Origin of the sequence: Enterobacter sp. 342, from assembly GCF_036663495.1 — a bacterium.
Lineage (GTDB): Bacteria > Pseudomonadota > Gammaproteobacteria > Enterobacterales > Enterobacteriaceae > Enterobacter.
Map to the genome: position 1 here is coordinate 60,104 of NZ_JAWUEI010000020.1, position 21,046 is coordinate 81,149.

Here is a 21,046-nt window from a genome sequence, read left to right on the forward strand (position 1 = left end):
ACAACAAAATAAAGGTGTTCACGTGCAGAAGTACATGAATGAAGCGCGCCAGTTATTGGCACTGGCTATACCAGTGATCATCGCGCAAGTGGCCCAGACCGCAATGGGATTTGTGGATACGGTAATGGCGGGCGGCTACAGCGCCACCGATATGGCGGCTGTTGCTATCGGCACGTCAATCTGGCTACCGGCTATCCTGTTCGGCCACGGTCTGCTGCTCGCGCTCACGCCTGTTATCGCTCAACTCAATGGTTCCGGGCGACGTGATCGCATTGCCCACCAGGTCCGCCAGGGTTTCTGGCTGGCTGGGTTTGTCTCTGTGCTGATCATGCTGGTGCTCTGGAACGCGGGTCATATCATTCGCGCCATGCATAACATTGACCCGGCACTGGCTGACAAGGCCGTGGGTTATCTGCGCGCCCTGCTCTGGGGCACCCCAGGCTACCTCTTTTTCCAGGTGGCGCGTAACCAGTGTGAAGGTCTGGCGAAAACCAAGCCCGGGATGGTGATGGGCTTTATTGGTTTGCTGGTCAATATTCCGGTTAACTATGTCTTTATTTACGGTCATTTCGGAATGCCAGAACTGGGTGGTGTCGGCTGTGGTGTCGCGACGGCAGCCGTTTACTGGGTGATGTTCTTCTCAATGATCGCCTTTGTAAAACGCGCCCGTTCCATGCGCGATATTCGAAACGAGAACAGATTTAGTACACCAGACTGGAGCATTATGACGCGTCTGGTACAGCTAGGTTTGCCGATTGCCCTCGCGCTGTTCTTTGAGGTGACGCTTTTCGCCGTGGTCGCCCTGCTGGTCTCCCCGCTGGGCATTGTGAACGTGGCCGGGCACCAGATTGCGCTGAACTTTAGCTCGCTAATGTTCGTCCTGCCTTTGTCGCTGGCGGCGTCAGTGACTATCCGTGTCGGCTTCCGTCTGGGGCAAGGTTCGACGCTAGATGCAAAAACAGCCGCGCGAACCGGGCTGGGTGTCGGTGTCTGCATGGCCGTCTGTACAGCGCTCTTTACCATCACGCTACGCGAGCAAATTGCCCTGCTCTACAATGACAACCCCGAAGTCGTGGCCCTGGCGTCGCATCTGATGCTGCTGGCTGCGGTATACCAGATATCTGATTCCATTCAGGTCATTGGCAGCGGTGTGTTGCGTGGATATAAAGACACGCGTTCCATCTTCTTTATCACCTTCATCGCCTACTGGGTGTTGGGTCTGCCGTGTGGTTACATTCTGGCCCTGACCGATCTGGTGGTTGACCGCATGGGGCCGGCCGGATTCTGGATGGGCTTTATCATCGGTCTGACCTCTGCGGCAATTATGATGATGATGCGCATGCGCTTCCTGCAACGTCAGCCATCAACGGTCATTTTGCAACGCGCTGCACGTTAAATACGCAGTAGCCGCCAGCTGGCGGCTACTTTCTCTTCACTTTGCGCGGTAATACAGCAATCGCGTGAAATCAGAGAGAAAAATGCATTTTCCCTCTTGCCTCATTGGTGCTGTGCCGCTAATATTCGTCCCCGTTGTCACCGACAACACGTTGCGTTCATAGCTCAGTTGGTTAGAGCACCACCTTGACATGGTGGGGGTCGTTGGTTCGAGTCCAATTGAACGCACCATTCTGCGTCCGTAGCTCAGTTGGTTAGAGCACCACCTTGACATGGTGGGGGTCGGTGGTTCGAGTCCACTCGGACGCACCATTTCAGTCCTGAAATGGTGCAAATCCTCTTCTGCTTTCCTGAACTTTCCTAATTCCGCATTTTCATCACTGTTCTCCTGCTACGCTTTTCTCATGGAAAAAAAGAGGAAAACCGTCGATGAAGAAAATCGCCATTATCGGTTCCGGCCCAACAGGGATTTATACCTTTTACGCGCTTCTTAAAAACCCTCACCCGCTTTCAGTTTCGGTCTTTGAACAAGCTGATGAAGCGGGTGTTGGGATGCCCTACAACGACGACGATAACACTCGTCTGATGCTGGCGAACATCGCAAGCATTGAAATTCCTCCGCTATTTATGACCTATCACGACTGGCTTAAGGGCCAGAGCGAAGCCTATCTGGCACGCTTTAAGGTGGATAAATCCCGTTTACATGACCGGCAATTCCTGCCCCGGATCCTGCTGGGCGAGTATCTCCGTGACAGCTTTCTTTCAATCGTAAAAGAGGCTAAAGATCGCGGATTTCAGGTTGATATCCATGAATCCGCCCAGGTCACCGATATTGTACCCACGAATGACGGTGTCACACTTTCAGTCAACGACAACACTTTCTCTGAACGCTTCGACCTTGTGGTTATCGCCACCGGTCACGTCTGGCCAGAGGACGACGAAGCCTCTCGCACGTACTTCCCAAGCCCGTGGTCCGGTTTGATAGGCGCCAAAATTCCGCCCTGCCGCGTCGGTATCATGGGAACATCATTAAGCGGTCTGGACGCGGCCATGGCGGTGGTAATGCAGCACGGCACGTTTCGCGACGACAAATTCATCCTGGATACAGGCAGCGACGCGTTAAAGATTGTCCTGATGTCCCGAACAGGCATTCTGCCGGAAGCCGATTTTTACTGCCCTATCCCATACGAACCATTGTCAGTTTTGACTGAGCCCGCGGTTGAGCGCGAAATTGCCAAAGGCCCGGATGCCCTGCTTGATCGCATTTTTACCCTGATGGTGAAAGAACTTGAACTTGCTGACCCGGCGTGGTGTGAGAAAGTTGCTCTGCATAAGCAGACGGCAGACAGCATGCGTGATGCCTGGTTTGAAGATCGTAAACGGCACGATCCATTCACCTGGGCGGAAGAAAATCTCGATGAGGTTGAACGCAACAAACGCGACAGGCGCACCGTGGCCTGGCGCTACACCGTGCTCCGGCTGCATGAAGTGGTTCAGGCGATCGTGCCACATCTCGACGAACGTGACAGTAAACGCTTCAGACAAGGTCTGGCTCGGGTCTTTATTGACAACTATGCGGCCATCCCTCCACAGTCGATCCGCAGGCTACTCGCACTTCGCGAAGCTGGCGTTATCAGCGTGGCAGCTCTCGGTGACGATTACACGCTTGATGTTGGCAGCGATCAGACAATGATCACCACAAAAGAGACCGTTCACCGTTTTGACGTTTTTATTGATGCACGTGGACAAAAGCCGCTCAAAACGAAAGATCTGCCCTTCCCGACGCTGCGCAAACAGCTGGAGGCAACAGGCGAAGAGATCCCCGAGATTAACGAGGATTACACCTTAAAAGCACCTGAAACCGTTCGCGGACGCATCGCCTTCGGCGCGATACCGTGGCTGATGCATGATCATCCCTTCGTTCAGGGGCTGGCGGAGTGTGCAGAGATTGCAGAGGCGATGGCGAAAGCGGCAGAAAAACCCGCGTCGGGGTTACGGCGGAAATTACCGTATAGTGAGGACTGACAGGGCGTCCATGCCCTGCTGTAATAGATTACTCGAAATACACTTCCGGGTTTTCAGACAGCGACACGAACGTTTTCGTCGCTTTATCCAGCGCACGAATTTCGCCACTTTCAATGTCATACACCCAGCCGTGCAGTCGGATAGAGTTGTTACGCAGGCCCACTGCCACGGACGGATGGGTCTTAATATTGCTCAGCTGCGCAAATACGTTTTCCTGCACCATCGCGTTGACTTTATCGATCGGCTTATCCCAGGTTTTCTTCTCAACCACCGCTTTTGCCGCATCGGAATAACGCAACCAGTGAGAAACAGCAGGCATCGGCTCCAGGTTCGCGTTATCAGCAATCGCCTTCATCGCCCCACAGTTGGAGTGACCGCAGATCACGATATCTGTCACACCCAACGCCACAACAGCGTATTCGATGGTCGCGGAAACACCGCCAGGCTCTGGCCCGAATGGCGGCACAATGTTGCCAGCATTACGAATGACAAAGAGTTGTCCCGGCTCTTGCTGGGTAACCAGTTCCGGGACCAGGCGGCTGTCGGAGCAGGAGATGAACAGCGCTTTGGGATTCTGGCTGGACGCTAAACTGCGAAAGAGTTCTTTACGTTGCGGGAAAATCTCTTTTTGAAAGCTGAGAAAACCTTCAATGATATGTTGCATAGCAATTTCTCTTTTATCTGTTTTAGTTTAGGTATGATCGAGATCACACTCGTAAAGTTTACCCATCGTGGTTTACTTCAGACAAGCAATATATTTCTGGCCCGACCGCTGCACAATCTCGTCCGCGAAGGCCTGGATGTTCTGCCCTTCGAACGCGCCATACAGACGTGCAAACGTTCTGCCTTCCAGATGACTCACGACCGACGCTACGGTCCGGGCTGGCAGCGGAAGATAATTCGGGTAACTCCACATAAACGAGACAGCGTCTTTACCCGGCGTGACCTGCAGAATATCGCCCACCAGTAATACTCCTTCACCTTCCTGCCAGTGCAGCACTGTCCCGCCTGCAAAATGGCCGCCAAGGCGCAGCAATGTGACCGACGGGAAAATCTCCAGCGCATCACCGTGCCAGAAGCGAATTGCCGGGCTGTCGCGCATGACCCATTCACTGTCGCTGGCGTGCAGATACAGCGGTGCATCAAACGCCGCCGCCCATTCCTGCATCGTGGTGTAATAGTGCGGGTGTGAAATCGCAATAGCGCTGATGCCGCCGAGTGCAGTGATGAGTGTTTTAGTTGCCGGGTCGAGATTAGCGATACAGTCCCAGAGAATATTGCCATGCGGGGTACGCAGGAGCAGGGCCCGCTGGTTGATAGCAAATGCGGGCACCGTCTTGATACTGAACAATTGCGGCTCCAGTTGCTGCCATTTGTTGCTGTGCGTGGCGGTTACGGTGTCGAAATCTGTCCATACCTGGCCCGTGACGGGCACGTACTGGCGTTCATCCTCGCAAATCGGGCATCTGTCCGGCTGTGCATCATAGGCAGTTCCGCAGGTTTTACAGAGTGTAATCATGTGCTCTCCTCAGCGATAAAGCACTGAGTATGGCAGGGATTATCCTTATGTGCTGCGAGGTACATTGCTGGCTTTTTTTGCCCTATACTGTGCCAGTATCAAAAAACTGAACAGAGCAGGTGCCACATGGAAATTGATCTCGATAACTTAGTCTTTAACGGGCTGGATGAAGCCGAAGAGCGTAATGCGGAACGTCTGGACGATGCAGACAAAAAAGCGCAGGCGATTGTCGCCGATGACGACTGCGGCGATGCCTGCAAGATCTGATAAAAAAGCACCGGTTTCCCGGTGCTTTTTTGTATTACTTTTTGAGCCCGTCAATGGCAGCCTGAGCGCAGGCTTCATCAAGATGACCACCCGGTGCGCCACCGATACCAATCGCCCCAATAACCTCATCGCCCTCTTTCACCGGCAAGCCCCCCGCCAGCAGCAGGAACCCCGGGATATCTCTCATGTTCTGCGCGCCCGCATTGCTCTGCGCCGCTTCCATCACTTTGCCTGACGCATTCTTTGCGCTAAGCGCCGTATAGGCTTTCATTTCACTGGCTTTAACCGTGTGTGGACCGGCATTGTCCGTGCGCTGCACCGCTTTTACCACGCCCGCGCGGTCAACAACGGTGACCGTCACCTGGTAATTTTTTGCCGTACACGCCTGAATGGCGGACGTCGCCAGCGCATTCGCCTGCGCCAGTGAGAGATTTTTTTGATTCAATGTATCGGCCTGCGCCGCCAGACTCAGACTACCCGCGGCCAGTGCCGCAACCATCATTACTTTTTTCATCGCACTTCCTCGAGTGTTAGGGGACGTTGCAGAGATTACCCCGACGCGCGATGAAACATAATTCGGTTGAATACGCACTCAACCTGGTAGTTTTACGGATTGCAATTTGTCGTATTCCCGGATTGCCTGGACAAGGCTGCTGACGCCAAGCCTGGTAAACGCCGATGCGCGGTGCGCTTCTACCGTACGCGGCGAGAGGTTCAGCCGTGCAGCCACCTCTTTGTTGCTGAGCCCTTTCATCAACTCACCCAGAACCTCATGCTCACGTGCAGTCAACTGCGCGAAACGCGCCGCGATCCGGGAGGTTTCCTGCCAGCCGGAATAACGACGCTGGCTTTCCTCGAAGGCTAACCCCACCGTCTCTATAAGCTTATCGGCATCCAGCGGCTTGGTGAAAAACTCAAACACACCGTTTCGAAAAGCCCGACGGCAGGCATCAACGGTACCGTGTCCGGTCATGATAATCACCGGCAGCAGGGGCCAGGGCCATTCGCCTTCCTCAAGCCAGGTGAGCCCGCCCTTGCCGGGCATCCGCATATCCAGCAACATACAGCCCACCAGCGCCGTACCCCGTGCATGGGCTGCGATAAAGGCATCGACACTGTCAAACGTCTTTACCGGCCACCCCATACCTGAAAGCAGAAAAGCCATTGACTCTCTGATGGATTCATCATCATCAATCAGCCAGATTGTCTTATCCATTCGTCGCCTCCTTTCCGTGCGCCAGTTGTAATCTGATCTGCGCCCCACCCTGCGGCGCATTACCCAGCGTAATCGATCCATTCATACGCGTCATTAATGACTCCGTTAAGGTCATCCCCAGACCGATACCCACTTCTCTGCCGCTGTAAAACGGCATAAAGGCATGCTGTAACGCCTCCTGGCTAAAGCCAGGGCCACCGTCTGTGATGGTGATCTGGACGCCACTCTCGGTTTTTTGACTCTCAATTTTTACCCAACCGGCAGCAGCCAACTGTTGGGCCTGAATCGCATTGCTGAGCACATTATGCAGCACCTGCTCCAGCCAGAGACGATCTGCCAGTACCGTTGTTGCGCCAGGGGCAAACGCATGGCTGACCGTAATATGTTCGGCCTTGCGCTCGTGCTCAAGCAGGTTCACCACTTGCTGCCAGCAGTGTACAAGATCGGTTTCACGCAGGATCACCTTCTCCTGTACAACATGTTCACGAAAACGGGTCAGCAAGGCGCTAATACGCTGAATTTGTGTCAGTGCAGCCGCCAGCGCCTGCGACACCGCCTGCCCGTTATCCTGTTGTAGCTGGCGCTGCGCGCCCTGGATCCACGTCTGCGCGGCGGTGAGCGGCTGGTTGATCTCGTGCACAATCCCAGCAGTGATTTCCCCCAGGGTATTGAGCCTGGCGTGTTGATAATAGAGCGCTCTTTGCTCGGCATCTTTACGCGCTTTACGCTGCCAGAGCACCACGCTCGCCAGCGCAATCACGATCCCCCATCCAATAAAGAGTAAGGGGTAAATAAGCCCATTGACGCCGAACCAGTCTGGCTGTGAATCGGCCTCCAGCGTAAAGGGTTGAGTATGCTGCGGGAAGGTGCGTTGCCAGTGCCAGAAGGCACCAGATATTTGCTGGTCCCCGTTTGGCATAAAACGGATCCCGAGATGGGTAAAGGGATGATGTGCAGTCAGGATTGGACCAAGGTCTACCAGTACGCGGATTTGGCGCCAGGGATTGTACAGCCAGTACTGGACTTCATTGGCAGGCTCAACCCGGGGGGCATCAAGCGCTCGTCCCGTCGTTTTTTCCAGGGCAAGAAGCTGGGGGAATTTTTTACGAAGAGTGACGATATCTTCATCGCCATTCAAAAGCGGCAGTACGGATTCATTTTGCGTCAGTACCGCGCTTAATTCAGAGAAGAGCGCCGCGAACTCACGATCGCGCTCCCAGAACTGACGGCGGATTTGTTCGGCATAGAGCAACACGCCGCTGATAAGGCAGACTATCGTCCAGATAATAATGCCGCGCTTGATAAAGGGGTTCTTCATTCCGTTAACTGAGCTGACTCAACCATCTGTCGACATTAACAGCTATCCGGCGTCAGAACAAAATCCAGCACAGCTCATTCCAGTATATTTCGCGCGTGCGGCGCAGTTCAGCGTGACGTTTTATCATGGAACCACTCCGGGTCGATGTTGGCAACGTCTACGCCATACAGGCTGGCGACAGGCAGTATTGACTCAAGAACACGTTGCGCGCTGTTCTCCGCATTCACTGGTCGGGTCGCAAAAAACCGCCGTAACGTGCTGATCCATTTTTTCATCGTCTGCCCCTCTCTCACCGTATTTTCCTTAAGTTAAACACCCAAAGTCCACGCAGGTGAAATACCAATATCAGCTGTCGATGTGCAGGATTTGCAAATAGCACCCTGTATTTTTACCTGCCAGTAACACTCTGTTCACTAATGCTTTTTTGCTAAAAGCAAAGCACGATTTCTTCTTTGGCAATAGCTTTCACTTGTGGGAGCGTAACGGGGTAAAACAAAAACAACGGGATGATTTATTACTATGGCAGCAAACATGAACGGATTTACAAAACGGACACTGGCACTGGGATTACTGGCGGCTGGAAGTCTGCTCTCAGCGCAGGCACAGGCCGATCAGCTGGCGGATATTAAAGCCGCAGGTGTAGTGAAAGTGGCCACATTTGATGCCAACCCACCGTTTGGCTCTATTGATGCAAAGACACATGAGATTGTGGGATACGACGTGGACTTCGCCAAAGCGCTGGCAAAAGCACTTGGCGTGAAGCTGGAGCTGGTCGCCACCAACCCGGCCAACCGTATTCCGCTGCTTCAGTCTGGTAAGGCGGATCTGATTGTGGCGGATATCACCATCACGCCAGAGCGCGCGCAGGTTGTTGATTTCTCCCTCCCCTATTTCGTGACCGGGCAGCAGTTCCTGGTACCGGCAAAGTCCGCCGATAAGCTGGATGACTATAGCCGGGCGCGCATTGGCGCGGTCAAAGGAACCACGGGCGAACAGGCGCTGCACCAGCGATTCCCGCAGTCCCGCGTGCTCTCTTATGACGATATTCCACTGGCGTTGACGGCACTGCGCAATGGCAACGTGCAGGCAATCACCCAGGACAGCACCATTCTGGCCGGTCTGCTGGCGCAGGCGCCGGATAAAGCCAACTTCAAAATCCTGCCCGATCTGCTGAGCAAAGAAGAGATTGGCGTTGGGGTGAAGAAAGGTGAAACAGCGCTGCTGAAAGCCGTCAACGACGAGCTGCTTAATCTTGAGAAGAACGGTCAGGCAGCAAAAATATATGATGTCTGGTTTGGCCCAAATACGCCTGCTCCACAGCCTCGTGCCTTTAAAATAGAAGCCCAGTAATATGCTCTCAGGTTTATTCTCACACTCCGCGGCCAGTGCCGCGGATTTTTCACATCTGGAACAGGCCAGCGTCGAGTTTCGTCATGTAGACAAACGTTACGGTGACCATCAGGTGTTAAACGACATTAACCTCACCATCCCCCCCGGTGAAGTGGTTGCCATCCTCGGGCCTTCGGGTTCCGGTAAATCCACCCTGATTCGTCTCATCAACCAGCTTGAAACCCTGAGCGGCGGAGAGATCCTGGTCGACAACAAGCCGACCGGTAGACTTTCTGGTACCGGGCTGCGGCAGTTGCGAAGCCGCGTGGGGTTTGTGTTCCAGCAATTCAATCTTTACGCTCATCTCACCGCCAGCCAGAATATCACTCTGGCGCTGGAGCAGGTTCACGGCTGGAAGCCGCAGCCAGCCCAGGAGCGCGCGCTGTCCCTGCTGGAGAAAGTCGGGATGCTGGAAAAAGCTCACCATTTCCCGGCAGAGCTTTCCGGTGGTCAACAGCAGCGCGTGGCGATCGCGCGCGCTCTGGCCTCTTCGCCGCAAATTATTCTCTTCGACGAACCGACGTCGGCACTCGATCCTGAAATGATTGGCGAAGTGCTGTTTGTGATGAAAACCCTCGCCCACAGTGGGATCACCATGATTGTCGTGACCCACGAGATGCAGTTTGCCCGGGAAATTGCCGACCGGATTGTCTTTATCGACGGCGGACAAATTCTCGAGATCGCGCCGCCGACGCAGTTTTTCAGTCAACCCTCGCATCCGCGCGCCCGGCGGTTCCTGCAAAAGGTGCTCAACCCACTGCATCAGGAGCATCTGTAATGCCCGCGCTCGACTGGCAGGGGGTACTGACCGGACAGCCTCTGCAGTGGATACTCTCCGGATCCCTCACCACCCTGTGGGTCACGCTTGCCGGGGTGATGCTGGCCAGCCTGCTGGCGTTGTTTTTAATGCTCCTGCGCCTTTCCGGCGGACGCCTCGGAAACGTGGTCGTCAGTAGCTGGGTGTCGCTGTTTCGCAATACACCGCTGCTGGTGCAACTGCTGTTCTGGTATTTTGCCGCCTGGAACGGGCTACCTCAGGTATTTCGCGACGCGGTGAATGCGGATCACAGCTGGTCTATTCTGCCCGGCGACGTCTGGTGGTTTACCCCCGAGTTTTTATGTTCGGCCTGGGGATTGGGCGTCTTTACTTCGGCGTTTTTAATCGAAGAGGTGGAATCGGGGTTACGTTCTGTCCCTGCCGGACAGCGGGAGGCCGCGCTGGCACAGGGGTTCTCTTCATGGCGTTTGTTTCGTCACATCCTTCTTCCGCAGGGACTGGCCAACGCCTGGCAACCCGTTGTGGGGCAGTACCTTAATTTGATGAAGCTCTCCTCGCTCGCCAGCGGGATTGGCTTTGCCGAACTCACCTATCAGGTCAGGCAGATTGAAAGCTACAACGCGCATGCGCTGGAAGCCTTTACCCTCGGAACCGCACTGTATCTGCTGACTGGTCTGGTGATGGGAATGGTGCTGGTTCGCATCGGACCTGAAGCAAAACGTAAACGCCCAAACGTCGCCACCTCAGGGAGTGAAAAACATGATTGCCGGATTTAATGTCATCGCCGATAACGTCGATTATCTGCTGTGGGGACGCGCGGCAAGCGGTGAACCGGGTGGCGTATTGCTCTCGTTAATGATGGCGGCTGGAGCCGCAGCCATCGCTCTGCCCGGCGGGGTTGCTCTCGCGTGTCTTGCCTGGCGCTTTACCGGGCTCGTACGCAAACTGCTTTTTTTGTGGGCAGAATTGATCCGCGGTATCCCACTCATCTTTGTGATTTTCTGGATGTGGTATCTGCTGCCGCTCATTACCGGGGGCGATCTGCCGGGGGCACTTACCGTCACGCTGGCGCTGGCCTGGTTTACGGCGGCAACCGTGATGCACTCAGTATTGGCCGGGCTTAATGCGCTACCCTCCGGGCAATATGAGGCCGCACTGTCTCAGGGATTCAGCACGCAGCAAACGTTGTTGCGTGTGCTGCTGCCGCAGGCACTGAGGAATATTCTGCCGTCACTGGTGGGAATTTTTATCAGTCTGCTGAAGGATACGTCGCTGGCGTTTATCGTGAACGTACCGGAACTGACCACGGTGGCGGGACAGGTCAACAACCGGGTGCAAATCTACCCGGCGGCCATTTTTATCTTCACGGGTGTGGTTTATTACCTGCTCTGCTGCTCGCTGGAGCAGCTTGCGAAACGCTGGCGTATTACCCAGCCAGCGCTTTAACCACTGTTTCCATCGCTTCAGTTGTCAATTCACTGCGTTTAACGCGCTGGTTCGCCAGCGCGGTACGCAGTACTCCGGCAATGACAATATGCTTTGGCTCCTGCCCTAAATCGCGCATCTCAAGTACCACCTTCCCGACCACCCGGCACATCTCCTGATACAGCGCTTCATCTTTAGTCACGTTACCCATCGTCATCACTCCATTGCCTTTTAAACGTTGAGCTTAAATGATTCTCCTGCCGGATACAAAAAAGAAGCCCGGCGAGGAACTCGTCGGGCTTCATCTGTAAAATCAGTAAATTAGTTATTTACTGGAATGACTGCGCCTTTGTACTTAGTACGGATCCAGTCCTGAATCTCTTTCGAGTGCAGCACGTTTACCAGCGCGACGATATCTTTCTTCTTCTCGTCACCACGATGGACGGTAATGATGTTGGCGTACGGGTTGTTTTCGCCGCTCTCAACCGCAATCGGGTCGTGAACCGGATCCAGACCGGCATCAATCGCGTAGTTGGCGTTGATCACCACCGCGGCACCTTCATCGTTGTTGTACATCTGCGGCAGCAGAGAGGCTTCAACGTTAGGGGTGAACTGCAGCTTTTTCGGGTTTTCCACGATGTCGCTGATGCGCGCGGTCACTTTGTCGATGCCCGGTTTCAGCTTGATCACACCCTCTTTCTCGAAGATGGAAAGAATTCGGCCCTCTTCAGAAACAGCATCACGCATGATGATCTTGCCACCTTCTGGCAGGTCTTTCAGCGATTTGTATTTCTTTGAGTAGATACCAATAGGCTCAATGTGGATTGCGCCTGCACTGACAAAATCATAATCCTTATCGCCCGCGTGATCTTTGAGCACGCTGTTCAGATAAGGGATGTGCTGGAAATAGTTCGCGTCGATATCATGACCCGCCAGCGCGGTGTTGGGCAGAATGTAGTCCTGGAACGGTTTAATCTCCAGATCGATCCCCTGCTTAGCCAGAATCGGTTTTGCCTGCTCCAGAATTTCAGCGTGTGGCGTGTTGGATGCGCCCACGGTCAGGGTATCTGCCCACGAGGCAAAGCTCAGGGCACTCAGGGTTGCTGCGGCGATCAGTGTCAGTGTCTTTTTCATGATGTGGTTCCTGTGTGTATTTATTAGCGTTTATCTAACAGTGAAGTAATGATGTCGCCGCAAAACTGGATGATGAAAACGATGATTAAAATGGTCACCGTTGCCACCAGCGTGACGTCACCATGGTTGCGCTGGAATCCTTCCAGATAAGCCAGATTTCCCAACCCACCGGCGCCAATCACCCCCGCCATCGCGCTGTAACTCACCAGTGCAATCAGCGTCACCGTAATACCTGATACCAGTGCAGGTGATGATTCCGGCAGTAAAACCCGAAACACTAACGTGCTCAGTCGTGCGCCCATCGAGCGGGTTGCTTCGATGACGCCTTTGTCCACTTCACGCAGGGCGATCTCCACCAGGCGCGCGTAGAAAGGTGCGGCACCCACGATCAACGCCGGCAATGCCGCGTTAGCGCCGAGAATGGTGCCAACAATGGTCTTGGTGAACGGGATCAGCAGCACAATCAAAATGATGAACGGAATAGAACGGAACACGTTCACCACAATCGAAATGACGCTATACACCGTGCGATTGTGGAACAACCCACCGCGTGCGGTTAAAAACAGCGCCAGACCCAGCACGATGCCCAGCACAAACGTCGCCACGCCTGAAAGCGCCGTCATGTACAGCGTCTCCAGCGTCGCCGCCCAGAGCTGATCCCATTTGAGATGCGGAAAGAGATTCTCAGCCATGTTTAATCACCTCACCTTCAATATCGCTGTGCTGCAGGTCGGCGAGGATGTTGTTCAGTTGTTCGTCAGATGCCACCACGTGCACCCAGAGCTGGCCAAACACGCCGTGGGCGGTTTGTGTCATTTTCCCGTGCAGAATGTTAAACGGCAGGCCGTAGCGCAGAGTCAGTTCGCCTACGATCGGCTTATGCGTGCTATGGCCGGTAAACGTCAGTTTGATGACCGTGCCTTCAAGTTCATTGGCCAGCTCGCTATTAAAGGTTTCCTCCTCCGCGTACTGACTCACCTGACGGACAAACTGCTGCGTAATGGGCTGTTGCGGATGGGTAAAGACGCTCAGCACATCTCCTTCTTCCACCACTTTACCGTTCTCCATCACCGCCACACGGTCGCAGATTTTGCGCACTACATGCATCTCGTGGGTGATCAACACGATGGTCAGTTTGAAACGACGGTTGATATCTAACAGCAAATCGAGGATCTGATCGGTAGTCTGCGGGTCGAGCGCTGACGTGGCTTCATCACAGAGCAGCACGTCAGGGCTGTTAGCCAGCGCACGCGCAATGCCAACACGTTGTTTCTGCCCGCCGCTTAACTGTGACGGGTAGGCATTCTCACGCCCTTTCAGCCCAACGAGTTCGACAAGCTCGGCCACGCGGGCTTTGATTTTCGCTTTTGGCACGCCAGCAATTTGCATTGAAAACGCGATGTTTTCTGAAACCGTGCGCGACCACAGCAGGTTGAAATGCTGGAACACCATACTGATTTTCAGGCGTGCCTGGCGCAGTGCTTCACCACTGGCGGCAGAAATGTTCTGCCCATTGATGGTGACACTTCCGGTGCTGGGTTTTTCCAGACCGTTCAGCAGACGTATCAGCGTGCTTTTCCCGGCTCCACTGTAACCAATAATTCCGTAAATCTGTCCCTGCTCTACCGTCAAATTGACATCATCAACGGCAGTCAGTGCCACCTTTCCGTTGTCAAAAACCTTCGAAATATTACTCAGTACAATCATTCTTATTCGTTATCCGTTCCGCGCATGGCAGTTTAGAAGTATGGATGTCCAAATGAGTGTAAACAGGCGTTATCAGCTTTTAAATGAACAAAAAGGCATGTGTTATAACTTAGGGGAATAAACAGCGAGTTTGCCGGGCGGGAAGCATTTAGACCAATTTCAGCAATGATTATCTGCCAGATGCATATCTGCTGGCAGTCCCCCTTAAAAATCGGTCATTTTTGCAGCATCTTTCACTGATATAGCCATCCTCACATCCAGAGCACTTTACGTCTTGCTGTCCTGACTTCCAAAAATGGCATTTATATTCTTTTCTGTTCTAAAGAGCAGTGAATGGTTCTTTATTGAGAAAATTTCACCGTCCTATCATCCCGTCATGACATCCAGAAAGGAAAACATCATGACGATTTATCACTCCGTTACCGAACTGATTGGTCGTACCCCGCTGATCCAGCTGCATAAGCTTGATACTGGTCCCTGCTCGCTGTTCCTTAAGCTGGAAAACCAGAATCCGGGCGGTTCTATTAAGGATCGCGTGGCGCTGTCGATGATTAACGAAGCGGAGCGTACCGGCCAGCTGCAGCCGGGCGGCACGATTATTGAGGCGACAGCAGGGAATACCGGTCTCGGCCTGGCCCTGATTGCCGCCCAGAAAGGCTACTCGCTGATCCTGGTGGTACCGGACAAAATGAGCCGCGAGAAGATTTTCCACCTGCGCGCGCTGGGTGCCCAGGTAGTACTGACTCGCTCCGACGTTAATAAGGGCCATCCCGCCTACTACCAGGATTACGCCCTGCGTCTGGCTAACGAGATCCCCGGCGCGTTTTACATCGACCAGTTCAATAACGACGCCAACCCGCTGGCGCACCGCACCACCACGGCACCGGAACTGTATGAGCAGTTGGACGGCAAGATCGACGCTATCGTCGTGGGCGTGGGTTCAGGCGGGACGCTGGGCGGTCTGCAGGCCTGGTTCGCTGAGCACTCTCCGCAGACGGAGTTTGTGCTGGCAGACCCGGCAGGATCCGTTCTGGCAGACCAGGTAGAAACCGGGAAGTATCACGATGCCGGCTCCTGGCTGGTTGAGGGGATTGGCGAAGACTTTATTCCGCCACTGGCCCACATTGAAGGCGTGAATCGCGCCTGGCGCATCACCGACCGGGAAGCCTTCACAACCGCGCGCGAACTGCTAAAAACGGAAGGCATTCTGGCGGGCTCCTCCAGCGGCACACTGCTGGCGGCGGCGCTGAAATATTGCCAGGCGCAGACCACGCCAAAACGCGTGGTGACCTTCGCCTGCGACAGCGGCAATAAATATCTCTCGAAGATGTTCAACGATGACTGGATGCGTCAGCAAGGCCTGATCACGCGCCCGCAGGCCGGCGATCTCTCCGACTACATCGCCCTGCGTCACGATGAAGGTGCTACCGTCACCGCCGCCCCGGACGACACGCTTGCCACCGTACTGGCACGCATGCGTCTGTATGACATCTCCCAGTTGCCGGTACTGGAGAACGGCAAGGTCGTCGGCATTATCGACGAATGGGATCTCCTGCGGAATATCGGCGGCGATGGCGATCGCTTCGCGCTTCCCGTAACTGAAGCCATGACCCGTCAGGTGGAGTTCCTCGATAAACACGCTCCAGAGAGCGACCTGAATGCCATTTTCGACCGCGGCCTGGTGGCTGTGATCAATGATAACGACCGTTTTCTCGGTCTGATTACGCGCAGCGACGTTCTGACCGCCTGGCGCAACCGCCTTCAGCAATAAAGGAATAAAAGATGAAAAACCTGGCAACCCTGAGCGTACACAGCGGCGAGTTTAACGATCAACATGGCGCAGTTATGCCACCGATTTACGCCACATCGACGTTTGCGCAACCGTCTCCCGGGGAACATACCGGCTATGAATATTCCCGGAGCGGTAACCCAACCCGCCATGCGCTGGAAACCGCCATCGCCGAGCTGGAAGGTGGCACGCACGGCTACGCCTTCGCCTCCGGTCTCGCCGCTATCTCTACCGTGCTCGAACTGCTGGATAAGGACAGCCATATCGTCGCTATTGATGACGTGTATGGCGGAACGTATCGCCTGATCGAGAACGTGCGCAAACGCAGTACCGGGTTGCAGGTCAGTTGGGTTAAACCTGATGACTTAGCCGGGCTTGATGCCGCCATTCGCCCGGATACACGTATGATCTGGGTCGAAACGCCAACCAACCCACTGCTTAAGCTGGCAGACCTGGCGGCCATTGCAGCTATCGCCCGTCGTCATAACGTCATCAGCGTGGCGGATAACACCTTCGCGTCGCCGGTGATCCACCGTCCGCTGGAATCGGGTTTCGATATTGTGGTGCACTCCGCCACCAAATACCTTAACGGCCACTCTGATGTCGTCGCCGGACTGGCGGTGGTAGGAGATAACCAGGCGCTGGCGGACAAACTTGGCTACCTGCAAAACGCGGTCGGTGGCGTACTGGATCCGTTCAGCAGTTTCCTGACGCTGCGCGGTATTCGCACGCTTGCTTTGAGGGTAGAAAAGCACAGCACCAACGCGCTGGCGATTGCGCAATGGCTGGAGCAACATCCGCAGGTTGAAAAAGTGTTCTATCCTGGTCTGGAATCGCACCCACAATATTCGCTTGCCCGCACGCAGATGGCGCTGCCCGGCGGAATGATTTCTGTCGTGGTAAAAGGCAATGCGCAACGTGCAGCAGAAGTAATTCGCAACCTGAAGTTATTCACCCTTGCGGAAAGCCTTGGCGGCGTTGAGAGCCTTGTGAGCCAACCTTACAGCATGACGCACGCCTCTATTCCGCTGGAGCAACGCCTGGCAAATGGCATTGTGCCGCAGTTGATCCGTCTGTCAGTGGGAATTGAAGATCCAAAAGACCTGATTGCTGACCTCAGTCAGGCGCTGAAAAAATAAGCAAAATGCGGCAGGTTAATCCCCTGCCGCCATAAGTTGTCATTATGGCTTAACGCCTTGATAACAATATTATGTGAAACTGCACAGATTATTTCTGAAACACCGTTTCCATTTTCCTTTTAGCTAAAAATCAGCGTATAATGCGCGCCTAATCCCTGGTGAATGGTTTCAGCGCTTGGAATACAAAAAACAACGTACAACTTCTCCTCTCCTTCGTTGGGCTGTCACTCAGGCACACTTTCTTCTGCACGCTCATTTGATGTCTCCTATCCTTAGTGCGTGTCATATACTCTTTTGCAACACAGGTTTGACTCCGCGGCGGTGCGCCCCCGGAGCGAGATTTCCATATCCTTCCCAACTTAAAGACTAAGACTGTCATGAAAAAGACGAAAATTGTTTGTACTATCGGCCCGAAAACCGAATCTGAAGAGATGCTGAGCAAAATGCTGGATGCCGGCATGAACGTGATGCGTCTGAACTTCTCCCATGGTGACTACGCAGAACACGGACAGCGTATCCAGAACTTGCGCAACGTGATGAGCAAGACCGGTAAAAAAGCCGCGATCCTGCTGGATACCAAAGGTCCTGAAATCCGCACCATCAAACTGGAAGGCGGTAACGACGTCTCTCTGAAAGCGGGCCAGACTTTCACCTTCACTACTGATAAATCCGTTGTCGGCAACAGCGAAATCGTTGCTGTGACCTACGAAGGCTTCACCAGCGACCTGTCCGTCGGTAACACCGTACTGGTAGACGATGGTCTGATCGGTATGGAAGTCACTGCTATCGAAGGTAACAAAGTTATCTGTAAAGTGCTGAACAACGGCGACCTGGGTGAAAACAAAGGCGTTAACCTGCCAGGTGTTTCCATCGCGCTGCCAGCACTGGCTGAAAAAGACAAACAAGACCTGATCTTCGGTTGCGAACAAGGCGTTGACTTCGTTGCTGCCTCTTTCATCCGCAAACGTTCCGACGTGGTTGAAATCCGTGAGCACCTGAAAGCGCACGGCGGCGAGAAGATCCAGATCATCTCCAAAATTGAAAACCAGGAAGGCCTGAACAACTTCGACGAAATCCTCGAAGCCTCTGACGGCATCATGGTTGCACGTGGCGACCTGGGCGTTGAAATCCCGGTTGAAGAAGTGATCTTCGCGCAGAAGATGATGATCGAGAAATGTGTTCGCGCGCGTAAAGTGGTTATCACTGCAACGCAGATGCTGGACTCCATGATCAAAAACCCACGCCCTACCCGCGCAGAAGCAGGCGACGTGGCAAACGCCATCCTTGACGGTACTGATGCAGTTATGCTGTCTGGCGAATCCGCGAAAGGTAAATATCCGCTGGAAGCAGTGTCCATCATGGCCACCATCTGCGAACGTACCGACCGTGTGATGAAAAGCCGTCTGGATTACAACAACGACAGCCGTAAACTGCGCATCACTGAAGCGGTGTGCCGTGGTGCAGTTGAAACTGCAGAGAAACTGGAAGCCCCACTGATCGTGGTTGCTACCCAGGGCGGTAAATCTGCTCGCGCTGTGCGTAAATATTTCCCGGATGCGACCATCCTGGCACTGACCACCAACGAAACCACTGCTCGTCAGTTGGTACTGAGCAAAGGTGTTGTGCCTCACCTGGTGAAAGAAATTGCCTCTACCGATGATTTCTATCGTCTGGGTAAAGAAGTGGCTCTGGAACTGGTTGATCGTGGTCTGGCGCAGAAAGGTGACGTTGTGGTCATGGTTTCTGGTGCACTGGTACCAAGCGGAACCACCAATACAGCATCTGTTCACGTACTGTAATAATTCCCGAACGAATTAATTTTGATAAAAAGCGCCCGCCGGGCGCTTTTTTTATTCCTGGCATTAGCCAAAGTCATTCAAAATGCAAATCGGGTTTTTCTATTTAATTGCGAATTATCTAAGATGAATCCGATGATAAATGCCTTTTTTTACATAGATTTTTGCCCGAAAAGGGCTGATTCGATGCTTCTTTGAGCGAACGATCAAAAATAGGGGTATTCCCATCAAAAAAATATTCTCAACCCAAAAAACTTTGTGTAATACTTGTAACGCTACATGGAGATTAACTCAATCTAGAGGGTATTAATAATGAATCGTACTAAACTGGTACTGGGCGCGGTAATCCTGGGTTCTACTCTGCTGGCTGGTTGCTCCAGCAACGCTAAAATCGATCAGCTGTCTTCTGACGTTCAGACTCTGAACGCTAAAGTTGACCAGCTGAGCAACGACGTGAACGCAATGCGTTCCGACGTTCAGGCTGCTAAAGACGACGCAGCTCGCGCTAACCAGCGTCTGGACAACCAGGCTACTAAATACCGTAAGTAATAGTACCTGTTAATAAAATGGCGCACATTGTGCGCCATTTTTTTTGCCTGCATCAAACAGCTACTGCGTCACCTTCTCCCCTTCATCTTCCGCTACTACAGCAGACGCCTGACTGTTCTGCACCGACAACACGTTATTACTGGCTGATGGCGCGCTACCCGACGATACAACAACCGGGATCCCGGCACGGCGTGACAGCGCCTTATTGATAAGCGCTTTATCACTTCCCGCCTGAGAAACAAACGTCGCAAAGTCTGCGGAATGCGTGATTGGCGAAACCTGCGGATTTTCGCCCTCAACCTGCGCCAGCGGACGGTGGACTTCAATATAGCGTTTACCATCGGGCTCGACGGAAAACTTCACGGGCTCATTGATAATCTGTACCCGCGTGCCAACCCGCACCTGTTCGAACAGAGCTTTAATGTCCGGGGCATTCATCCGCATACAACCAGAGCTGACCCGCAGGCCGACGCTGTCCGGCGCGCTGGTGCCGTGGATCAAGTATTCCCCATTACCCACGCCTAAACGCAGTGCGAAGCGTCCTAGCGGGTTATTTGGCCCGGCGGGTACAACCGGAGGCAATTTAATGCCCTGCTCCAGAGAGCGTGCTCTGATGCCCGGTGTTGGTGTCCAGGTGGGATTAGGGATTTTCTGGCTCACCCGCGTAGTCGTGACCGGTGTTTCCAGCCCCAGCTGCCCGATGCCGAGCGGAAAGACCTGAACAATGTTTTCTCCCGGCGGGAAGTAGTAGAGACGAAGCTCGGCGAGATTCACCACAATCCCCTCGCGGGGCGTATCCGGCAACAGCATTTGCGACGGAATGGTAATAACAGTTCCCGGAGCAGGGTTCACCGGCGCAATGGTATTATTTGCTTCAAGGATGACCTGGGCTGCAGTGTTAAACCGGCGGGCAATGGTCTGCAGTTTATTATCCCCTTCCTGTATCGTGTAAGTTTGATTTTGCCCAATCAGACGACTGCCTGCGGGCGGCAACGGGTAATCCATCGCACGAGCCGAATGAAGAGCACCGAGCGAACCAAGGAGTAATAGAGTTATTAGAGACGCGCGCTTCATGCTGAGATTCCTTATTCACTGACAGAACGCCAGAAAGCTGAAAAACCAGCGAGGCGGGAACCACCTCGCGAAACAGAATGAATGCTGTTTTGTAAGTCTAGCTAAGGATTGCAGCTTTAGCGCGAATGGCGCGAATCATCGCTTCGAGTCCCTGGGAACGGGAGGGGGTGAGGTGTTGAGTCAGGGCCATTTTTTCAAACCACGGGCGGACATCAAACGCAACAATGTCCTGCGCCGACATCTGGTGATAAAGAATAAACACCACGGCGATAAGCCCTTTCACAATTGCCGCATCACTGTCGCCGTGCAACTGGATTGTACCGTCGCGAGATTGCTCCATCACAATCCATACCTGGCTCTGGCAGCCCTGAATAGTATTCTCCGGGTTATGCGCCTCTTCACTGAGCGGGGGTAAACGCTGTCCCAGCTCAATAATATAGAGATACTTTTCTTCCCAGTTCGCGCAACGCCCGAAGTTACGCAGCAATTTATCTTTGTCCGGCAACTCAGCCATATTTCGCCTCTC

The 21,046-nt window shown here is 53.7% G+C and carries 24 protein-coding genes and 2 tRNA genes; 14 read left to right on the forward strand and 12 right to left on the reverse strand.

Going from position 1 to position 21,046, the window contains the following annotated elements:
- Positions 1–22: 22 nt before the first annotated feature.
- The 4 genes from mdtK (at position 23) to V6E55_RS16375 (ending at position 3,420) form a co-directional block, all read left to right on the forward strand.
- The gene (gene mdtK, locus V6E55_RS16360; RefSeq protein ID WP_316943379.1) at positions 23–1,396 is read left to right on the forward strand and encodes an MdtK family multidrug efflux MATE transporter; all 1,374 of its coding nucleotides are present in this window, start codon (positions 23–25) and stop codon (positions 1,394–1,396) included.
- Positions 1,397–1,549: 153 nt separating this feature from the next.
- Positions 1,550–1,626 (forward strand) — tRNA-Val (locus V6E55_RS16365).
- 4 nt (positions 1,627–1,630) lie between these two features.
- Positions 1,631–1,707, forward strand: a tRNA-Val gene (locus tag V6E55_RS16370).
- A 117-nt stretch (positions 1,708–1,824) separates the two neighbouring features.
- Positions 1,825–3,420, forward strand: coding sequence for an FAD-NAD(P)-binding protein (locus V6E55_RS16375; RefSeq protein WP_316943380.1), 1,596 nt, complete (start codon positions 1,825–1,827; stop codon positions 3,418–3,420).
- Between the two features lie 28 nt (positions 3,421–3,448).
- Here V6E55_RS16375 and V6E55_RS16380 read toward each other — a convergent pair whose 3' ends face one another.
- Both V6E55_RS16380 and V6E55_RS16385 read right to left on the reverse strand, forming a co-directional pair.
- Positions 3,449–4,084, reverse strand: a complete 636-nt coding sequence (locus V6E55_RS16380; RefSeq protein ID WP_028017278.1) for a carbonic anhydrase — start codon at positions 4,082–4,084, stop codon at positions 3,449–3,451.
- Between the two features lie 72 nt (positions 4,085–4,156).
- Positions 4,157–4,939: an MBL fold metallo-hydrolase gene (locus V6E55_RS16385; RefSeq protein WP_114979439.1), complete on the reverse strand. Its 783-nt coding sequence runs from the start codon at positions 4,937–4,939 to the stop codon at positions 4,157–4,159.
- 126 nt (positions 4,940–5,065) lie between these two features.
- Here V6E55_RS16385 and V6E55_RS16390 point away from each other — a divergent pair, with 126 nt between their 5' ends.
- Positions 5,066–5,206, forward strand: a complete 141-nt coding sequence (locus V6E55_RS16390; RefSeq protein ID WP_003857665.1) for a hypothetical protein — start codon at positions 5,066–5,068, stop codon at positions 5,204–5,206.
- Between the two features lie 34 nt (positions 5,207–5,240).
- On the opposite strand, the gene V6E55_RS16395 is transcribed toward V6E55_RS16390, so the two are convergent.
- From V6E55_RS16395 to V6E55_RS16410, 4 genes are all read right to left on the reverse strand, one after another.
- Positions 5,241–5,720, reverse strand: coding sequence for a GlcG/HbpS family heme-binding protein (locus V6E55_RS16395; RefSeq protein ID WP_114979438.1), 480 nt, complete (start codon positions 5,718–5,720; stop codon positions 5,241–5,243).
- Between the two features lie 78 nt (positions 5,721–5,798).
- Positions 5,799–6,422, reverse strand: a complete 624-nt coding sequence (locus tag V6E55_RS16400; RefSeq protein ID WP_114979437.1) for a response regulator transcription factor — start codon at positions 6,420–6,422, stop codon at positions 5,799–5,801.
- The gene (locus tag V6E55_RS16405) at positions 6,415–7,740 is read right to left on the reverse strand and encodes a sensor histidine kinase (protein WP_316943381.1); all 1,326 of its coding nucleotides are present in this window, start codon (positions 7,738–7,740) and stop codon (positions 6,415–6,417) included. The genes V6E55_RS16400 and V6E55_RS16405 overlap by 8 nt, the downstream gene beginning before the upstream one ends.
- Positions 7,741–7,847: 107 nt before the next feature.
- Entirely contained in the window at positions 7,848–8,015 is a 168-nt protein-coding gene (locus tag V6E55_RS16410) for a hypothetical protein (RefSeq protein ID WP_014831607.1), read from the reverse strand.
- A 244-nt stretch (positions 8,016–8,259) separates the two neighbouring features.
- On the opposite strand from V6E55_RS16410, the gene V6E55_RS16415 reads away from it, so the two are divergent.
- Genes V6E55_RS16415 through V6E55_RS16430 form a run of 4 tightly spaced genes read left to right on the forward strand, consistent with a single transcriptional unit; the run spans position 8,260 to position 11,353 of the window.
- Positions 8,260–9,090, forward strand: a complete 831-nt coding sequence (locus V6E55_RS16415) for an ABC transporter substrate-binding protein (protein WP_316943382.1) — start codon at positions 8,260–8,262, stop codon at positions 9,088–9,090.
- Position 9,091: 1 nt separating this feature from the next.
- A complete protein-coding gene (locus V6E55_RS16420) occupies positions 9,092–9,907 on the forward strand; it encodes an amino acid ABC transporter ATP-binding protein (RefSeq protein WP_316943383.1) in 816 nt (271 codons plus the stop codon).
- Entirely contained in the window at positions 9,907–10,683 is a 777-nt protein-coding gene (locus V6E55_RS16425; RefSeq protein ID WP_316943384.1) for an amino acid ABC transporter permease, read from the forward strand. Before V6E55_RS16420 ends, V6E55_RS16425 begins: the two co-directional genes overlap by 1 nt.
- Positions 10,667–11,353 carry an amino acid ABC transporter permease gene (locus tag V6E55_RS16430; protein ID WP_316943385.1) on the forward strand — a complete coding sequence of 229 codons (687 nt, stop codon included), beginning with the start codon at positions 10,667–10,669 and terminating at the stop codon, positions 11,351–11,353. The genes V6E55_RS16425 and V6E55_RS16430 overlap by 17 nt, the downstream gene beginning before the upstream one ends.
- Here the strand turns inward: V6E55_RS16430 and fumD are convergent.
- The 4 genes from fumD to V6E55_RS16450 all read right to left on the reverse strand — a co-directional run bounded on the left by fumD (position 11,334) and on the right by V6E55_RS16450 (position 14,173).
- Complete coding sequence (gene fumD / locus V6E55_RS16435) at positions 11,334–11,543, reverse strand: fumarate hydratase FumD (RefSeq protein WP_008500615.1); 210 nt, start codon at positions 11,541–11,543, stop codon at positions 11,334–11,336. The genes V6E55_RS16430 and fumD overlap by 20 nt on opposite strands.
- Before the next feature lie 110 nt (positions 11,544–11,653).
- Positions 11,654–12,466, reverse strand: a complete 813-nt coding sequence (locus V6E55_RS16440; protein WP_003857677.1) for a MetQ/NlpA family ABC transporter substrate-binding protein — start codon at positions 12,464–12,466, stop codon at positions 11,654–11,656.
- A gap of 23 nt (positions 12,467–12,489) precedes the next feature.
- The gene (locus tag V6E55_RS16445; protein ID WP_049006353.1) at positions 12,490–13,158 is read right to left on the reverse strand and encodes a methionine ABC transporter permease; all 669 of its coding nucleotides are present in this window, start codon (positions 13,156–13,158) and stop codon (positions 12,490–12,492) included.
- Positions 13,151–14,173, reverse strand: a complete 1,023-nt coding sequence (locus V6E55_RS16450; protein ID WP_316943388.1) for a methionine ABC transporter ATP-binding protein — start codon at positions 14,171–14,173, stop codon at positions 13,151–13,153. The genes V6E55_RS16445 and V6E55_RS16450 overlap by 8 nt, the downstream gene beginning before the upstream one ends.
- Positions 14,174–14,573: 400 nt before the next feature.
- Here V6E55_RS16450 and V6E55_RS16455 point away from each other — a divergent pair, with 400 nt between their 5' ends.
- The 5 genes from V6E55_RS16455 to lpp all read left to right on the forward strand — a co-directional run bounded on the left by V6E55_RS16455 (position 14,574) and on the right by lpp (position 19,446).
- On the forward strand, positions 14,574–15,944 hold the full coding sequence (locus V6E55_RS16455) for a pyridoxal-phosphate dependent enzyme (RefSeq protein WP_316943389.1): 1,371 nt from the start codon (positions 14,574–14,576) through the stop codon (positions 15,942–15,944).
- Positions 15,945–15,955: 11 nt separating this feature from the next.
- Positions 15,956–17,101 carry a trans-sulfuration enzyme family protein gene (locus V6E55_RS16460; RefSeq protein WP_129996014.1) on the forward strand — a complete coding sequence of 382 codons (1,146 nt, stop codon included), beginning with the start codon at positions 15,956–15,958 and terminating at the stop codon, positions 17,099–17,101.
- 175 nt (positions 17,102–17,276) lie between these two features.
- Positions 17,277–17,471, forward strand: coding sequence for a protein YnhH (ynhH, locus tag V6E55_RS25870; protein WP_418721936.1), 195 nt, complete (start codon positions 17,277–17,279; stop codon positions 17,469–17,471).
- A 7-nt stretch (positions 17,472–17,478) separates the two neighbouring features.
- Positions 17,479–18,900, forward strand: a complete 1,422-nt coding sequence (gene pykF / locus V6E55_RS16465; protein WP_114979428.1) for a pyruvate kinase PykF — start codon at positions 17,479–17,481, stop codon at positions 18,898–18,900.
- A gap of 309 nt (positions 18,901–19,209) precedes the next feature.
- Positions 19,210–19,446: a murein lipoprotein Lpp gene (gene lpp, locus V6E55_RS16470; protein ID WP_001082307.1), complete on the forward strand. Its 237-nt coding sequence runs from the start codon at positions 19,210–19,212 to the stop codon at positions 19,444–19,446.
- 60 nt (positions 19,447–19,506) lie between these two features.
- Here lpp and ldtE read toward each other — a convergent pair whose 3' ends face one another.
- Both ldtE and sufE read right to left on the reverse strand, forming a co-directional pair.
- Positions 19,507–20,520 carry a L,D-transpeptidase LdtE gene (gene ldtE / locus V6E55_RS16475; RefSeq protein WP_316943391.1) on the reverse strand — a complete coding sequence of 338 codons (1,014 nt, stop codon included), beginning with the start codon at positions 20,518–20,520 and terminating at the stop codon, positions 19,507–19,509.
- 97 nt (positions 20,521–20,617) lie between these two features.
- Positions 20,618–21,034, reverse strand: coding sequence for a cysteine desulfuration protein SufE (sufE, locus tag V6E55_RS16480; protein WP_114979426.1), 417 nt, complete (start codon positions 21,032–21,034; stop codon positions 20,618–20,620).
- Positions 21,035–21,046: the final 12 nt, after the last annotated feature.

What these genes read in the sequence shown, in the direction of transcription:
- V6E55_RS16375 (WP_316943380.1), top strand. Translation starts at nt 1,825, where the DNA reads ATGAAGAAAATCGCCATTATCGGTTCCGGCCCAACAGGGATTTATACC.
- V6E55_RS16380 (WP_028017278.1), bottom strand. Translation starts at nt 4,084, where the DNA reads ATGCAACATATCATTGAAGGTTTTCTCAGCTTTCAAAAAGAGATTTTC.
- V6E55_RS16385 (WP_114979439.1), bottom strand. Translation starts at nt 4,939, where the DNA reads ATGATTACACTCTGTAAAACCTGCGGAACTGCCTATGATGCACAGCCG.
- V6E55_RS16390 (WP_003857665.1), top strand. Translation starts at nt 5,066, where the DNA reads ATGGAAATTGATCTCGATAACTTAGTCTTTAACGGGCTGGATGAAGCC.
- V6E55_RS16395 (WP_114979438.1), bottom strand. Translation starts at nt 5,720, where the DNA reads ATGAAAAAAGTAATGATGGTTGCGGCACTGGCCGCGGGTAGTCTGAGT.
- V6E55_RS16400 (WP_114979437.1), bottom strand. Translation starts at nt 6,422, where the DNA reads ATGGATAAGACAATCTGGCTGATTGATGATGATGAATCCATCAGAGAG.
- V6E55_RS16405 (WP_316943381.1), bottom strand. Translation starts at nt 7,740, where the DNA reads ATGAAGAACCCCTTTATCAAGCGCGGCATTATTATCTGGACGATAGTC.
- V6E55_RS16410 (WP_014831607.1), bottom strand. Translation starts at nt 8,015, where the DNA reads ATGAAAAAATGGATCAGCACGTTACGGCGGTTTTTTGCGACCCGACCA.
- V6E55_RS16415 (WP_316943382.1), top strand. Translation starts at nt 8,260, where the DNA reads ATGGCAGCAAACATGAACGGATTTACAAAACGGACACTGGCACTGGGA.
- V6E55_RS16420 (WP_316943383.1), top strand. Translation starts at nt 9,092, where the DNA reads ATGCTCTCAGGTTTATTCTCACACTCCGCGGCCAGTGCCGCGGATTTT.
- V6E55_RS16425 (WP_316943384.1), top strand. Translation starts at nt 9,907, where the DNA reads ATGCCCGCGCTCGACTGGCAGGGGGTACTGACCGGACAGCCTCTGCAG.
- V6E55_RS16430 (WP_316943385.1), top strand. Translation starts at nt 10,667, where the DNA reads ATGATTGCCGGATTTAATGTCATCGCCGATAACGTCGATTATCTGCTG.
- fumD (WP_008500615.1), bottom strand. Translation starts at nt 11,543, where the DNA reads ATGGGTAACGTGACTAAAGATGAAGCGCTGTATCAGGAGATGTGCCGG.
- V6E55_RS16440 (WP_003857677.1), bottom strand. Translation starts at nt 12,466, where the DNA reads ATGAAAAAGACACTGACACTGATCGCCGCAGCAACCCTGAGTGCCCTG.
- V6E55_RS16445 (WP_049006353.1), bottom strand. Translation starts at nt 13,158, where the DNA reads ATGGCTGAGAATCTCTTTCCGCATCTCAAATGGGATCAGCTCTGGGCG.
- V6E55_RS16450 (WP_316943388.1), bottom strand. Translation starts at nt 14,173, where the DNA reads ATGATTGTACTGAGTAATATTTCGAAGGTTTTTGACAACGGAAAGGTG.
- V6E55_RS16455 (WP_316943389.1), top strand. Translation starts at nt 14,574, where the DNA reads ATGACGATTTATCACTCCGTTACCGAACTGATTGGTCGTACCCCGCTG.
- V6E55_RS16460 (WP_129996014.1), top strand. Translation starts at nt 15,956, where the DNA reads ATGAAAAACCTGGCAACCCTGAGCGTACACAGCGGCGAGTTTAACGAT.
- pykF (WP_114979428.1), top strand. Translation starts at nt 17,479, where the DNA reads ATGAAAAAGACGAAAATTGTTTGTACTATCGGCCCGAAAACCGAATCT.
- lpp (WP_001082307.1), top strand. Translation starts at nt 19,210, where the DNA reads ATGAATCGTACTAAACTGGTACTGGGCGCGGTAATCCTGGGTTCTACT.
- ldtE (WP_316943391.1), bottom strand. Translation starts at nt 20,520, where the DNA reads ATGAAGCGCGCGTCTCTAATAACTCTATTACTCCTTGGTTCGCTCGGT.
- sufE (WP_114979426.1), bottom strand. Translation starts at nt 21,034, where the DNA reads ATGGCTGAGTTGCCGGACAAAGATAAATTGCTGCGTAACTTCGGGCGT.